Genomic DNA, 14320 nt, shown 5'->3' with positions numbered 1-14320 from the left:
GGTGAAACTCAGGAGGCCGCCTGCGTTTCTTCCGGCTCGCTCGTTTCCTGCGCGGCCCAGATTTCCTTTTTCCGGTAAAGCGTCGACGGGCTGACCTGCAGCGTTCTTGCAGTCTTGGGCAGACTGCCGCCGCATGCATCAATGGTCGCCTCGATGATTTGCCGTTCCAGCACCTCGAAAGGCTGTCCGAGAGACAGCGTCAGCCTTGGCCAATCGCCATTTCCGGTCTCGGCCGGGCGGATGATCGATTCAGAAGGCAGGGACGTCAAGGACGACAGCTGTCCGGCAGCCGGCCGGCGCATCTGCACCATTCCCAGCATGTCCGCCTCGATCACCGGGCCGTCATTCAAGACAACCAGATTCCGGATAGCATTTTGCATCTCGCGGACATTGCCCGGCCAGGAATGGGCAAGCAGGATTTCCTCCGCCTCGACCGAAAATCCGTCAAAAGACTTGCCTTCCTCGGCTGCAAACCGGCTCAGGAAGTGACGTGCCAGCTCAAGGATATCGGCACCGCGCGCGCGCAGAGGCGGCAAGGCGATCGGCAGAACATGCAGGCGGTAATACAGATCCTCCCGGAACCTGCCCGCCTCGACCTCTTCCAGGGGATTGCGGTTGGTTGCGCAGACGATCCGCACGTCGACCTTCTTCAGGCTGTCGCTGCCGACTTTCTGAACCGTACTGCTTTGCAAAAAGCGCAAGAGCTTGGCTTGCAGGCCAAGCTCAAGCTCACAAATCTCGTCCAGAAAAAGCGTTCCGCTGTCCGCTCGTGCCGCTGCGCCGTCACGGTCCGAGGTCGCACCGGTAAACGCTCCTTTCACATGCCCGAAAATCTCGGATTCGATCAGGTCCTTCGGGATGGCCGCACAATTGAGCGGCACAAACGGGCGTTTGGCCCGCGAGCTCGACTTGTGGATCGCCTCGGCGCAGACTTCCTTGCCGGTACCGCTTTCACCGGTGACAAAGACGGCCGCATTCGAGCGCGCGACGCTCTCGATCATCCGGTAGACCGCGGTCATCGCCAGTGACGACCCGACAAAACCATGATGGGCCTTGCTGCTGCTGGTGCTCTTTTGCACTTCCGCTGCAACTTCTGCCAGGGTTTCGCGCTCGACCGCGTTCTTGACCGTGGTGACCAAGCGCTCCTCGGCGACGGGCTTGACGAGAAAATCATAGGCGCCGCCCTGCATGGCTTCGACGGCAGTCTTGATCGATCCGGAACTGGTCACGACCACGACAGAGACCGGCAATTGCTCTTCCCGGATCGTCTCCATCACTTTCAGACCATTCATGTCGGGAAGCTGCAAGTCGAGCAGGACCACGCTGTAGCCGCCCTTTCTCAATTTGCCGAGCGCCTCCTTGCCGGTTTCAACATGGTCCGAGACCATGCCGGCTTTTGAAATATGATGGCCGTACACGGTGGCCAGTGGCAGGGCGTCTTCGACAATCAGAACCTTCAAGGCAACGTTCCTTGTAACACAAGCGTTTACTGCAAATTCGGCGTCTCCAGCTTCAACCCCATACTAGCGGCTAATGCCCCCACTTCGGCAAGTGTTCTGTTGCTGGTTTCAAGAAGCTCGTCGATACACCCCATGGCCTGACCGTGTTTTTCGTCACGGGCCAACTGGTTGACGCGCGCTGACACTTCCGCCAGATCCTTTGCGCCAAACGTCCCGGCAACACTTTTCATCGCATGCGTGGCGCGTTCCAGCGTCTCCAGATCGTTCTGGTTGTGGGCATCGCGCACCGCTTCACAGCGTTTCAGGATATCGCTTTCAAACTGAAACAGCAGTTTGCCCTGGATTTCTTCCGGCATGCTTGCAAGGATTTCCCTTGCCGCGTTGAGGTCCGCACCGTTTACTGCAGGCTCTTCCGGCTTGCTTCCGCCCTGAACCGTCTCGCCTTCGCTGACATGATGCAGGATCATCGCGATCAGGTCGTCTTTTTCAACCGGCTTGGACAGGAAATCGTCCATTCCGGCCTTGAGGAACGTCTCCCGGTCGCCCTGCAGGGAATAAGCCGTGAGCGCAATAATCGGGACCCGCTGGTTGCGCTCGGCCTCGCGAATATGCCGGGTCGCCTCCAGACCGTCCATTTCCGGCATGGAAATATCCATCAGGATGCAATCATAGTTGCGCATCTCGGAATATCGGACGGCTTCCTTGCCGTTGTTCGCGATATCGACATCGCATCCGGCCTTCTCAAGCGCATGGCTAACCACGATCTGGTTGGTCGCATTGTCCTCGGCCAGAAGAATGCGCAAGCCGGGCGGCAGGATTCCGACTTGCCGTTCTTCGGTGCCAGAAGGTGTGTCCTCCATTTTCGCGAGCGTCAACGGGACCGAGAACAAGAAAGTGCTTCCCGCTCCGGGCATGCTCTCGACACGGACCGTACCGCCCATCAGCTCGGCAAGCTGCTTGCAAATGGCAAGTCCCAGGCCGGTACCGCCCTGCTTGCGGGCATAGCGCGTATCGACCGTGGTGAATTCCCCGAAGAGTGTTTCATGCTTGTCTTTCGGGATACCGATGCCTGAATCGGTCACCGAAATCAGAAAGGTCGGTTTGACCGGGTCTTCCCGTTCAATGGAAACGCTGACAATGACCGACCCCATTTCGGTGAATTTCAACGCATTCGACACAAGGTTCAGGACAACCTGACGGATCCGGCCCGCATCCGCGCTGACAGCTGTGGGAACACTGCGCGGATATTCGAGCTTGAGCGCCAGTTTCTTTTCGCGGGCAATCGGGGCAAACAGATCGACGATCCCGTAAAGCACCTTGTGGAGGCGGAACCGAGACACATCCAGTTCCATCCGCCTTGCCTCAAGCTTGGTAAAGTCAAGGATGTCGTTGATCAGCTCCAGAAGCGCCCGGCCCGAATCCCGGGCGGTGCGAACATACATTTTCTGTTCCTGGGTGAGGCCGGTGTCGCTGAGCAGGCTGAGGATCCCCAAAACCCCGTTGAGCGGTGTGCGGATCTCGTGGCTCATCATGGCCAGGAACTTCGCCTTGGCTTCATTGGCGACTTCCGCGCGTTCCTTCTCCTGACGCAAGTCCTCTTCGCGGTGCTTCAGTTCGGTGATGTCAACCCTGAAACCGACAAGCCCGCCCTCGCTGGTGCGGGATTCGATCACCCTGAGCCAGCGCCCGTCATCCAGATGCTGCTCCATCGCCTCTCCGGGATTGCGATGAAGTGCCAGACGCATTTCGACCCATTCATCAACATTCTGGATGTCCGGCACATATTGCCCGCGCGCCGCGCCATTGCGGATGATGTCCTCGAAGCGCTCGCCTTCCTTTATGAATTCCGCGCTGCTTGCATAGAACTCGCGATACTTGCTGTTGCACAGCACCAGCCGGTCATCCGCGTCATACAGCACGAATCCGTCGGGAAGGGATTCAATCGCATCGACGAGCCGGGTTTCGGCCCGCCTCAATTTTTCGGCCGCCGCTTTCTGCTCTGTCAGGTCATGGAATATCGCCGTGAAGACATGCAGTCCTTCAGCTTCAAGCTCCGAAATGGCAACTTCAACCGGTGTTTCGCGCCCGTCAACGCGCCTCAACACCATTTCCTGACGTTCGCCGTAGCCCTTCAGGGGGCTGCCGCTGACCGGCTGTTCGCAACAGCTGAAGGGCGTGTCCCGGCCTTCCGTCTCTGGCAGGAAATCACAGATCGACCGGCCGGTCACCTCCTCCGAAGACCGGGCCCCGAACATGGAAACGGCGGCCCGGTTCGCCGTATCAATGATGCCGTCCGGCGATATCGTCACCAGCCCGTCGAGCATGGTATCGATAATCGCGCCGACCTGCGCTTCACCGGCTTCAGCACGTGCGATCACCTGTTGCAGCGAGACATTACGCGACCGCTCCCGGCTGACAAGGTCCTCGACCTTCTCAAGCGCGCGGCGCCTTTGGCGGGCGAGCAATACCGTCAAACCAATGGCTGCCGCGAAAGCAATCCCGAGCGCAATCAGCAGATTGGTGAAAACGATATCGTGCTGATGATCCTCTGCGGGCAGGCCGAGTTCCCGGCTCAGCACATAGACCGCGGAGCCGGATGCAACCACAAACACCAGAACCAGCCAAAACGTGGCATCCGACAGGATATCGCGTATCCAGCGTATGAAAATCATGCGCCGTTCCCTTGAGGCAAAAAACGGTTTACGGACCATGATACTCACAACTCTTGAGGGTTGTACGAAAAATTATCTATCCCTTGCAGCGTACAATTACATCCTATCCTGATTTTTTACCATTTGTGCCCGCTTTTCGGAATGCTGGATCGAAAAGAACGGATTTTCATCCAGAAAAGCTGCCGCGCTGTCAAAATTCATGGCTCTGACTTCTTCGCAACTCTGCTGGCACACGAAAACTCTCAAGTTCAGGTCGAACTCTTCCTCGGGATCAAACAGGCTCGCATAGGTGTAAATTGAATCGGCCGACATGTTGCCGGGAACCGCCCGGGCATAAGCCTTTTCAAAACTGCCGCTTGCATAGCTGGACCATCCCCCTGCCGGGAACCAACGGGGGCCCTTCGGGCCGGAGCCGTCCAGATCACGGGCCGGTTCAGCGCCCTCAGCCACAATCGTGTCCAGACGTTTGGCAACGCCCTCGCGCTGCGCGCGGGTCTGGACCGTGGCAAAGTCCTTCAGGCTCTGCAACGTAATCCCGGCATGGCCGGTGTCTTCATAGCGTTGCTTTTTGATCTGGGCGTCCGATTTGCCGTTTTCCCGGAAATATCCGTTTGGCCAGTACCGCCACAACGCCCCGTCCGGGGCCGGCTGCCATTCGGACAGGAACAACTCCACGATCCGGTTTGCGCGGGCGTGGTCGCCGGCTTCCGCGTCAACCGCACCGGCGATCAGGGCAGCGAAGGATATCTGCCAGTTCCAGGGTGCAAGTTCGCCGGCAAACCGGAAACCGCTTTCCGGCGAAATCCGGTAAAGACCGGCCTTGTGATCGAAATCCGGTTCGAAAGCCGCAGCCAGGCATTGGCGAACCGTACTGATTTCATCTTGAAGCTCTGCCGGGCAGTGCCCCCCGATGCCGTCACAACCGCGATGAAGGGCATTGCCGATCATGGCCTGATTGATCATCAGGGACAAACGTTCTCCGGGCACACTCGAATAAACCAGTGAACTCCAGCCGCAATCGGGGTTTTGCGGGGAGCTGCGCCCGTTGGGACCGTCTTGCGCCCCGAGCGTGTTGCGGATCGATTTGACCGCGAGATCGGCAAAGATCTTCTGTCCCGTTTTCCGGTAGAGATCCGACAGGGCCTCAAGCCGGTAACTCTGGTTCCAGCTTTGCAGGCCTTCCGCGTCCGAGGCGCAGGATTTGGGTTCCCCGGTCTGCCCCAAAAGAGCGCCGGTGACGGCATAGAAAAAATGCAATCCGGCGTCGGAGCCATCTGCTGACACTGCCACGACACCTTCACGCAACCGGCCAGTGCGGGGCACCGGATCGAAACGCACATCACCGGATACATTGAGCGCGGCCTCAAGGGTTTGTTTTTCCACGTCCAGATAGAACAGGTCCGCTGTCTCCGTTTCGCACGGGATCTGCACCAGATACCCCGCGCCCGATTTCCGGATACTGCCAGGAGAGCATGTGGCAAATTCAAAGAGTGCCTCGCCTTCCGGTAAAATTCCGCCGTCCGGCCCGCGATCATAACGAACCAGCCGCGCCGTTTCGTTTTTCTGCCGAACCAGCAGAACAAGTTTTGAAAGGTCAAACTGCACAACCCGGACCGAGGTTGCGACGGGCCAGGTGAGCATGACCGCGTTGTCCTGAACCAGTTCCACCTGGCGCGCGCCCGACTTCCACGTTCTCACGTGAACCAGAGAACCATCCCGGGCAAGGCGCATGGAACCGATACGCGCGAGCCCGTTTTCATCCGGGCCTATGTCGCGGAGGGAGCCATCGACATAAACTTGCGCCTGATCCGCGCCGACCGTCCGGGTGACAACCAGCTCATGCGCCCCCGACCGGCTGACCGTCTCGACACACGGGTCCTGGATGTCCTTGTTGGTGATGACACCGCTTGGAAACACAACGCTTGTGTTGCGCCCGGGAACCGTCAAAACGCTCGAGACGGGATCCGCGGCGGTTGCCGTTTGCACTCCGGCGCCGGTGAGCAAGACACCGGCGCCGAGAACAAGATGACCTAAGAACTGATGCATGATCCGGCCCCAAATCAAAAGTTGAAGTAGATGAATTCGGTCATTTCCGCGAGGCGGTAGACCTGCACCATCGAGACCACGCCGATCGCCGACAAGCCGGCGGCCCAGCCGTAGGACGGACGCCACCGCAAGGGCAGGAACCCTTGGGTCTTGCGCTGTGCAACGAATTTCTTCACGCCGAGGATCGGGTTGTAGCGCTCGGTGAACTCGATCGAGTTCGGCAGCAGGAAGACAATCCCCGCCAGAAGCGCCAGACCTGCCCAGATCGGAGCCGTGCCAAGGGTGACAGTTTCCCAGAGCTTCGGCTCATAGACCGTGGAGAGCCCGGTCATGCCGTAGATGATGGCGTTGGCCCCGTCGAAGGATTCTGCGCGGAAATAAACCCAGGCAACGATCACCGCCAGCAGCGTCAGGCCGCGTGCAGAGAACTCGGCCACCGGCTTCGGCAGGATGTTCGGGACGTAGCCCTTGGCAACCAGCGCCGACCAGCTGTGATTGATCACCAGATACGCCCCGTGCAGGCCGCCCCAGAAGACGAAGTTCCAGCTGGCGCCATGCCACAGCCCCCCCAGCAGCATGGTGACCATCAGGTTGGCTTTCTGCCGGCTCACGCCGCTGCGGTTGCCGCCAAGCGGAATGTAGAGGTAATCCCGCAGGAAGTGCGACAGCGTGATGTGCCAGCGGCGCCAGAAGTCGGAAATGCTGGTCGCCTTGTAGGGCGAGTTGAAGTTGACCGGCAGGCGGATGCCGAACATGCGCGCCAAGCCGAGTGCCATATCGCAATAACCTGAGAAGTCGAAATAGAGCTGGAACGTGTAGGCCAGAGCCCCGATCCAGGCCGCTTCGAACGGCACGCCATTGGCGGTTTCGGCAAGTCCGAACACCGTGTTGGCATAAGGTGCGATGCCGTCGGCGAGAACGATCTTCTTGAACAGACCGATGGCGAACAGGGTCGCGCCGACGGCGAGGTTCAGCATCAGCCGGCTGCGGAAGATCGCGAGCCGGAACTGCGGAATTGTCTCCTTCTGCATCACGATCGGCCCGGCAATCAACTGCGGGAAGAACACCACGAACAGCATGTAGCGCGGGAAATCGCACTCCGTGACCTGCCCCTTGTAAGTGTCGATCAGAAACGAGATCTGCTGGAAGGTGAAGAACGAGATCGCCAGCGGCAAGGCCAAATGCAGGAGCGGCACATCCGCACCCGCCAGAGCATTGACATTGCCGATGAAGAAGTCGGCGTATTTGAAGACCGCTATCAAGGCGAGATTGAAGACGATACCGAAGATCAGGATGAACCGGTCCTGCGTCTTCAGCAGAACCCGGTGGATCGCGTAGTTCACCACAACCGAACCCAGCAGCAGCGGCAGGTAAATCGGCTTCCACCAGCCATAAAATACGAGAGAGGCCAGGGTCAGCCACCAGATGATCCCGTTTTCCATCTTGAAGTGGCGCAGGATCAGGTAGCCGATGAGGACCGGCGGCATGAACAGATAGATGAATTCAAGTGAACTGAAAACCATGACTCAGCCCTCCTTCTTCGTGCTGGCAGGAATTTGCGTTGCCGCCGTTTCAGAGGCGAGCGTGGGATGCTTTTCATTGAGTTCATTGAGGAAGCGGACACTGCCCTGATGGCCGCGATCCGCGCCTTTTTGCGCAAGTTCATGCGCCTTCTTGAGGCTTTTCTCGACCAGGTCGCCTTTGGCATATAGCTTTGCAAGTTCTTCCATCGCGCCCGGGTGGCCGACCTCTATCGCTTCGGTCAAAAGCGTGACCGCACCATCGCGGGTCAGGCCATATTGCTCCTTCAAATGCATCCGGGCCAGATTGGTCAGAGCGCCGCCATGGCGGGCCTTGGCTGCCAGATCGAACCACTCCAGAGCCGTTTCGATTTCTTCACCGGAGGGGTCTCCCGCGAGGATCATATGCCCCAGGTCATGCATTGCACCCGCGTCGCCGAGTTCGGCGGAGCGGAGAAACCAATCCTCCGCCGTCGACGTGTTCTTGTCGACAAATTCACCGTCACGATAAATCCGGCCCAGGGTCTTGGCGGCGCTTGCGGAGCCGTCACGCGCTTTTTTCTCCAGCCCTTCCATGGCGCGGCTCGCCCAGAACAAGGCCTGAGCCGTGTCCGGCACGGTGTTATACCGTCCGGTCAGCAGGATGCGGGCATAGTTGATGGTCGATGAAGGGTACCCGGCAATCGCCGCCTGTTCGTAATGATCAAAGGCCTGCACCATATTGCGCTCGGTGCCAATCCCGCGCTCATAGTGCTTGGCAAGCTGGACATGTGCCTTCGGATAGTCCCAGGCGAGCGCCTTGTTGAACCACTGCAACGCGATGCTGACGCAGTGTTCACCGGCAGATCTTTGAAACAGACGGCCCAGCTCGTATGCGGTTTCGCCTCGGTAGGCGAAGGAGTACCGGACCGCCTCCATGAACAAGAGACGCGCCTGATTAAGGTCGGCGTCGACCCCCCAGCCATTCTTGTAGGCCCGCCCCAAATGAAACAGGGCGACCGGATGACCATCGCTTGCAAGCTGGGTCAGAATGTCGGCTGCATCGTCCCAGCGGCCAACCTTCTGGAGACCCCGGGCCTGCTTGATCCGCTCCTCGATGGTCGGATCGATGCGCTCGCTCTTGGCCGAGGGTTGCAGGGCCGGACCGGACACGGCCACAAAGCCCGCCGTTCCGAGTGCAACACCGACCACCGCCAGCTTCCAGAGTTTTATGCCTGATGATTTCCTGGACATGTCATGAGCGCCTTTCATCGCAAGCGGTCAGAGGTTCATTCGCTCCACACCGAACGGGTCCAATGCGGTTGCCAGCCATCCTTGCAACAGGGCTGAGACGGGCGGTGTGACTTGACGAGGCTACGGAAGAGCCCGACTGGAAATCAGGTGCGGGCCGAAACGGGTCACTCTGGAACCGCTCTTTGGAAAAGGTACCGGGCAAGCTCAACAGAGCCAGAGCAACACCGGCACCGATCACGTACCCCCAAAACACCCGGATCAGATCGGAGGAGGACAATCTGGACTTAGCCATTTTTCTGCCTCCAGACCCTGCAGGACTCGCCTTCGATCAGTTCAAGCGTTCCTTCCGAATGCTGCTCGGTCATGTCCTGCGGACGCACCGGACAAATCAGATCACCACGCCGCTTATGCGCAAGCTCCGTTCTCTCCGGGTCCTTGTCGATCAGTTGAAGAAGCTCTCCGACAATCTTGCGGGCCGGGGTGGAACCGAAGTGATAAGCATCGGTGAAGTTTGACAGCTCCTGAGAAAACGGACTGTCGTAGTCGAGATCGATCACCGGAGCCATTGTCGTCAGGCGCTCACGGAAGCGATGATTGGCGCTGGCCAGCCCGAAGTCCGAAATCCGGCGCTGCATTTCCGAGATGGTTGGCGGAATGAAAAAAATCAGTTCGACATCGTTTTCGTCACACCACGCGGCCATTTCCTCGACCATGGCCCAAAGCTCATCCGACTGCTTGAACCGGCGCCAGTCGGCGGCCCCGTTGGTCCCGACCTGCTGGGCAAACAGACGCGGCAGGTCGCGCTCGATGGTGATTTCCGGCCAGTAGCGGCCCCAGTATCCAAGCCCGAGGCCGCGATGGTAGAAGGCCGCTGGCAAGACAAGCGCCGTGTTCGGTGTCGTCAGGATGCAGTCGTCACACAGGTCCGGATCAAGCAGTTGCTCGACACTCAGGTGCTCCAGGGCTGCAAACTCGGCCGCCCCGGCTTCAGAGACGGGACTGATCGATAAGCCTTCAAACGCCTCGAACACGTCCGGATAACGGTCTTGCAACAAGCGCCAGCCGATCTTTGCGACAAACCAGTTACTGTAGTATCCGAAGGGATCATTGGCGAGAGCGATCGCTTCCGGAACCCGGTTCATGCCCCCTTTGAACCGCTCATCCATGCTGCGCAGGGGCAGGCTGACAATCAGGGTCTCAAGCTCCGCGTTCTCGCGCAGATAGTTGAAGGTGTCGTACATTTCGTAGACGGTCGCGCCGCCATAGGCGAAATTGTAGACATCGTCCCGGCCCAGTTCCTGCCAGTACTTGTCCTGAAGGGCGCGTGCGCGGCTGTCACCGAGGATCACGGTCGGAGCTTTCACCCGCGGATATTCGATCATCTTGTAAAGCGGATAATGTGCCTTGACGCTGATCTCGGACTTGTCGAGGTCAAGGTCGACCATCCGGTTGTGATCATAGGCGTCAACCACGACATTGAATGTGATCGGCGCGAGCGCGACAGCTGCAACCACTGTCATTGCGGTAACAAAGAATGTCGGCTTCCGGGTCATTGTCAGGTCCTTCCTCTCTCAAGGTTTGCCATCCCCAATCAAGACCCGGGCCAACTGGAAACCTCAAATATTATCCAGCAATTTCAATCCATTATTCTGAGTTCCGAAATTGCAAAACCGCTCACCACGCGATTTTGGAGAAATGGCATTTGCAAAATGAAAAGCCGTTTCAGGCATGCAAATGCCAGATCCGTGACTTCAAAAGCCAATTGAAGAGCCCGCTACTTGCGGTTCCCGGGATACATTCGAGGCTAGGCTTTTCGGCAATCAAGGAAGCATGAAAGACACTTGTAAATGCGATACCCAATCAGGCCGGAAGCAACATCAGCGACCAAGTCTCGTGGCCATATTTGCACCACTGCATGAAATTCACGGCTGACAAGCTACTGATTTCATTGGATCCCCGATCCGGGATATAACCTTTCGGTTTTTCCGGCATGACGGTCGAGACGCAGAATGAAAATGCCCAAACTGATCGCTGGTCTCCTCTAGAACCCCAGCACGCTGGAGATCATCCCGGTGCTCGGGGCTTCGATCAATCCGGCCATCAGGCTGACGCCCAGGAACAGCATGGTGACATAAAGCAGCGTCAGATAGCTCGCCATCCAGTTCTGCAGGGTCGCAATCAGCCCGGCGCCTTCGCCGGCCCTTTGGTCACCGCGATTGGACCAGCGCTGCTTGGAGAGCCGGAAGATACAGTAGACCTTCACCGACGCGTTGATCAGCTGGTTGAAATACAGGATGAACGGGTAGCTGAGATCCACCTTGCGGGCATATTGGTAGAGGAACAGCGACAGGAGCATCCGGGTGATCATGATGAAGACCACGTAGCCAAGGAGATAGGCCGGGCTGATCAGGACAGCTGTGCACACGGCCAGTACCGGGCTCACCAGCATCGTCCACATGGACATGCGCTGGTCCAGCAGGCACCACCAGATGAAAAACGGCATGCGGTGCGGCCCAAGGGCCAGAGCCCGCGACCCGTTGCGCAGCATGTTGCCAGACCAGCGGCGGAAATTCTGCACCATCCGGTCCATGCCCGAGCCTTCGATCACCTCGACCGTGTAGCCCATGGCGTCGGGCACATAGAGCATCCGGCAACCGGATTGCAGCATGTAATACCAAGTGCTCTTGTCGTCGCCCGACAGGAACCGGAACTTGCCCCAGAGCCAGTGCTCCAGATGATCGGCTTCCAGCAGTCGGATGAATTGCAGTTTCAGCAAGTGGTTGGCCCGGAACACGGACATCCGCCCTGTCAGGGTGAGGACCCGGCCCGATAACGAGTGCGACTGCATCGCCAGGCGTCTTTGCGCAAAGCGCATGGTCAGCCAGTTCGACACCCAGCGCGGCCCGATACACAACACTTCCTCGTCGGTGGTGCAGGCCTGCAGGTCCGGATACAACTTGAACAGCGGCAGACAGGCGCCAACGGCGTTCTTCGCCAGAATGAAATCGCCATCCATGAAGATGATCAAGTCATCGTCCTGCACTTCGCTCCGGCTCATGGCGCGCAACACAAGACCGATCGCAAGGCGTTTTCCGGGCTGATTCTGGCGGATGATCCGCAATGTCACGTCGAGATCCCGCATTTCCCGGCGCAGCAAATTGGAAATCAGGTCCTCGTCATACTGGTCGCCCGAGCCCAGCCAGATCGTTCCCGGCACGCCCGCATCGCGGATTTCCCGGCAGATCGAGCGGATCACCTTCTCCGTGATATCCCGGTGTTCCTTGTAGGTGGTCATCATGAAATGCAGGTGTCGCGGCCGCCAGCCCTGATCCCAAACCTCCTGACCTTCCCGGCGCATCTTCGGATAGACGTACCGGCCATAAATGTGCGCCCGGACAGCGTGGGTGAACCACCAGCCATACCGCCAGATGCCCAGCGCCCCGATAACAAAGGTGATCTCGGACGTCGCCGGGCTGAAAAAAACATTTTCAACCGAGGTCAGGCCAATGAAACAAACGCCGAAGTAGAGCGTGATCTGCAGCAGGACAAAAGGCGTCCACTTGGCCCAGCCCTTCGGCTGATAGGTGATCTCGTCGACATTGTAGACCGGCTTATTACGCTGTCTCATGACTGCCCCCCAAGGAAGCCGGAGACAGTCCGGAAAACGGTGTTCGCCCGGTGACGCTCGAAATAGACCGTGACAGGCGTTCCTGCTTCCGGCAACGCATCTTCGGCACTGGTCAGGACCACCTTGGCCGACCGGGAGTCCGGCGCCCGGAACCGGTGCATCTGTGTGACTTCGTCAATGAAACCGTCGGTCCGGCTGACCTTTTCGACCGTCGCGCTCATCCATTTGTTGGCGCTCGGCACATAGAGTTTCGCTGCCGAGCCAACCCGGATGTCGTCGATTTCGTCCTGGGTCAGGAAGGCGGTGACTTTCCGGCCGTCGCTTTCTTCCAGCGTCAGGATCGGCTCACCGGCCTTGACCATTGCCCCGCCATTCAGCAGAACCTGTGCCACCCGGCCATTGAAAGGGCTTGCGACCTGAACAACATCCTTGCGGGTTTGAAGCTGGGCAAGGTGGCTTTTACGAGCAGCGACCTCTTCCTCAAGACGCTTCACATCGGCTTCCATTTCGGGAAGACGGCCTGCAAAACCGGAACCGTTATAGAGCTGTGTGGTCTCGCCGCTTTGCATGAGAACCTTCAACTCGGCGATGTGGATCTGCTTGCGCTCGAGTTCGGAGGCAGCTTCCGCATGTTCCAGCTCGGCCATGTCGAGGTCTTCCTGAATGACCAGGCCCTTGCCGAACAGGGTCTGGAAGCGCTCTTTCTTCAGGTCAGCGGCATCAACCGCCAGCTTCAAACCGTGAAGCTGGCTTTCAGCCTGGCGGATGTTGTTTTCAGCCACCATCCGGTAGCCTTCTGTCCGCAGCTTTTCTTCTGCCAGAAGCTTCTGGCTTGCAACAAGCTCGGCCTGGGCTGTCTTCAGGTCGATCCGGGCGCGGCTGACATCCCTCATTTGCTCTTCATTTCGAATGCGCAGCAGGGGGCCGCCGGACACGACCGTCGCGTCGGGTTGTGGCGTCGCACCAAGGATCTGACCGGAAACCGGCGCGGTCACCTGCATCCTCTCGGCGCTGACGACAGCAGACGGCACTTCCATGCGGAACAGGGTTGCGAAGATATAGACGCCCACATATCCGAACACGACAGCCCCAAGCACAAAATAGAACAGTGTCATGACGATCTGCTTGATCGGCCACCTGCGGACCGGCATCTGCCCAACCGGGTTCGGATCAGGCTTTGTCGGAACCGGGGTGACGGGCGTATCGATGCGCAGGATTGTGTCCTCCACATCGGTCATGGAGCCACGGACAAGATCCTCGATAAAATGCTGCATCAGAGCCGATTCACGGTCTCCGAGCTCCATAAACCGGAACGCCGCTTCATCGTTCCCGTCATCGGCCCGTATGACCTTGGCCCGTGTTTCGAAGGTGATGTCAAAGTTCTGGAACGGGATGGTGCAAAAGACTTTCTTTTCCGCACCGGTCTCAAGAGTACCGCACCCGGAACCGGCAAGCCTGAAACCCCCAAGGCTCCAGTCGAAAGCATCAAACGACGTGCCGTCCATGGTGACGCGGAACGGCGCTGTCACCCGGTGGTGCAATCGTTGGCTTGGCCTTTCGCGCTTGATGTACACGGTGCTTGATCTCTGCGGTTGCGGACGACCAAGTTTACGCAAGGACGGGGCCAAACCGAATTCACTTTCTCCAAAACGCCAAATCACCTCATAATATACTGATTTTAATGAATAAATTTTTCCATTTAGGACACCAGACAGTGATTTTCGCAAAATGAGAAGATGAAAACACGCCGGTTGTGGCACC

9 protein-coding genes are annotated in these 14320 nt (G+C 58.4%); all 9 read right to left on the bottom strand.

From position 1 onward, the window contains the following. Positions 1–8 precede the first annotated feature (8 nt). Entirely contained in the window at positions 9–1460 is a 1452-nt protein-coding gene (locus tag E1297_RS28020; protein ID WP_155144065.1) for a sigma-54 dependent transcriptional regulator, read from the bottom strand. 26 nt (positions 1461–1486) lie between these two features. After that, a complete protein-coding gene (locus E1297_RS28015) occupies positions 1487–4132 on the bottom strand; it encodes an ATP-binding protein (protein ID WP_209016032.1) in 2646 nt (881 codons plus the stop codon). A gap of 96 nt (positions 4133–4228) precedes the next feature. Further along, a complete protein-coding gene (locus E1297_RS28010; protein ID WP_155144060.1) occupies positions 4229–6178 on the bottom strand; it encodes a hypothetical protein in 1950 nt (649 codons plus the stop codon). 14 nt (positions 6179–6192) lie between these two features. Then, the gene (locus tag E1297_RS28005) at positions 6193–7665 is read right to left on the bottom strand and encodes an MBOAT family protein (protein WP_209016031.1); all 1473 of its coding nucleotides are present in this window, start codon (positions 7663–7665) and stop codon (positions 6193–6195) included. A gap of 39 nt (positions 7666–7704) precedes the next feature. Next, the gene (locus tag E1297_RS28000; RefSeq protein WP_196223423.1) at positions 7705–8931 is read right to left on the bottom strand and encodes a tetratricopeptide repeat protein; all 1227 of its coding nucleotides are present in this window, start codon (positions 8929–8931) and stop codon (positions 7705–7707) included. A gap of 1 nt (position 8932) precedes the next feature. Next, positions 8933–9223, bottom strand: coding sequence for a hypothetical protein (locus tag E1297_RS27995; protein WP_155144054.1), 291 nt, complete (start codon positions 9221–9223; stop codon positions 8933–8935). After that, positions 9216–10484: a hypothetical protein gene (locus E1297_RS27990; protein WP_155144052.1), complete on the bottom strand. Its 1269-nt coding sequence runs from the start codon at positions 10482–10484 to the stop codon at positions 9216–9218. The genes E1297_RS27995 and E1297_RS27990 overlap by 8 nt, the downstream gene beginning before the upstream one ends. A gap of 488 nt (positions 10485–10972) precedes the next feature. Further along, entirely contained in the window at positions 10973–12559 is a 1587-nt protein-coding gene (locus tag E1297_RS27985) for a glycosyltransferase (RefSeq protein WP_155144050.1), read from the bottom strand. Continuing rightward, positions 12556–14133 carry an HlyD family efflux transporter periplasmic adaptor subunit gene (locus E1297_RS51345; RefSeq protein ID WP_155144048.1) on the bottom strand — a complete coding sequence of 526 codons (1578 nt, stop codon included), beginning with the start codon at positions 14131–14133 and terminating at the stop codon, positions 12556–12558. Before E1297_RS51345 ends, E1297_RS27985 begins: the two co-directional genes overlap by 4 nt. Positions 14134–14320: the final 187 nt, after the last annotated feature.

It is taken from the genome of Roseibium sp. RKSG952 (assembly GCF_009711355.1).
The sequence above is the reverse complement of the archived record's forward strand: the minus strand, read 5'-3'. Positions and strand labels throughout refer to the sequence as shown.

Excerpts from the sequence above, each read along its gene's own strand:
- E1297_RS28015 (WP_209016032.1), bottom strand. The coding sequence starts at position 4,132 with ATGATTTTCATACGCTGGATACGCGATATCCTGTCGGATGCCACGTTT.
- E1297_RS28010 (WP_155144060.1), bottom strand. The coding sequence starts at position 6,178 with ATGCATCAGTTCTTAGGTCATCTTGTTCTCGGCGCCGGTGTCTTGCTC.
- E1297_RS28005 (WP_209016031.1), bottom strand. The coding sequence starts at position 7,665 with ATGCCGCCGGTCCTCATCGGCTACCTGATCCTGCGCCACTTCAAGATG.
- E1297_RS28000 (WP_196223423.1), bottom strand. The coding sequence starts at position 8,931 with ATGTCCAGGAAATCATCAGGCATAAAACTCTGGAAGCTGGCGGTGGTC.
- E1297_RS27995 (WP_155144054.1), bottom strand. The coding sequence starts at position 9,223 with ATGGCTAAGTCCAGATTGTCCTCCTCCGATCTGATCCGGGTGTTTTGG.
- E1297_RS27990 (WP_155144052.1), bottom strand. The coding sequence starts at position 10,484 with ATGACCCGGAAGCCGACATTCTTTGTTACCGCAATGACAGTGGTTGCA.
- E1297_RS27985 (WP_155144050.1), bottom strand. The coding sequence starts at position 12,559 with ATGAGACAGCGTAATAAGCCGGTCTACAATGTCGACGAGATCACCTAT.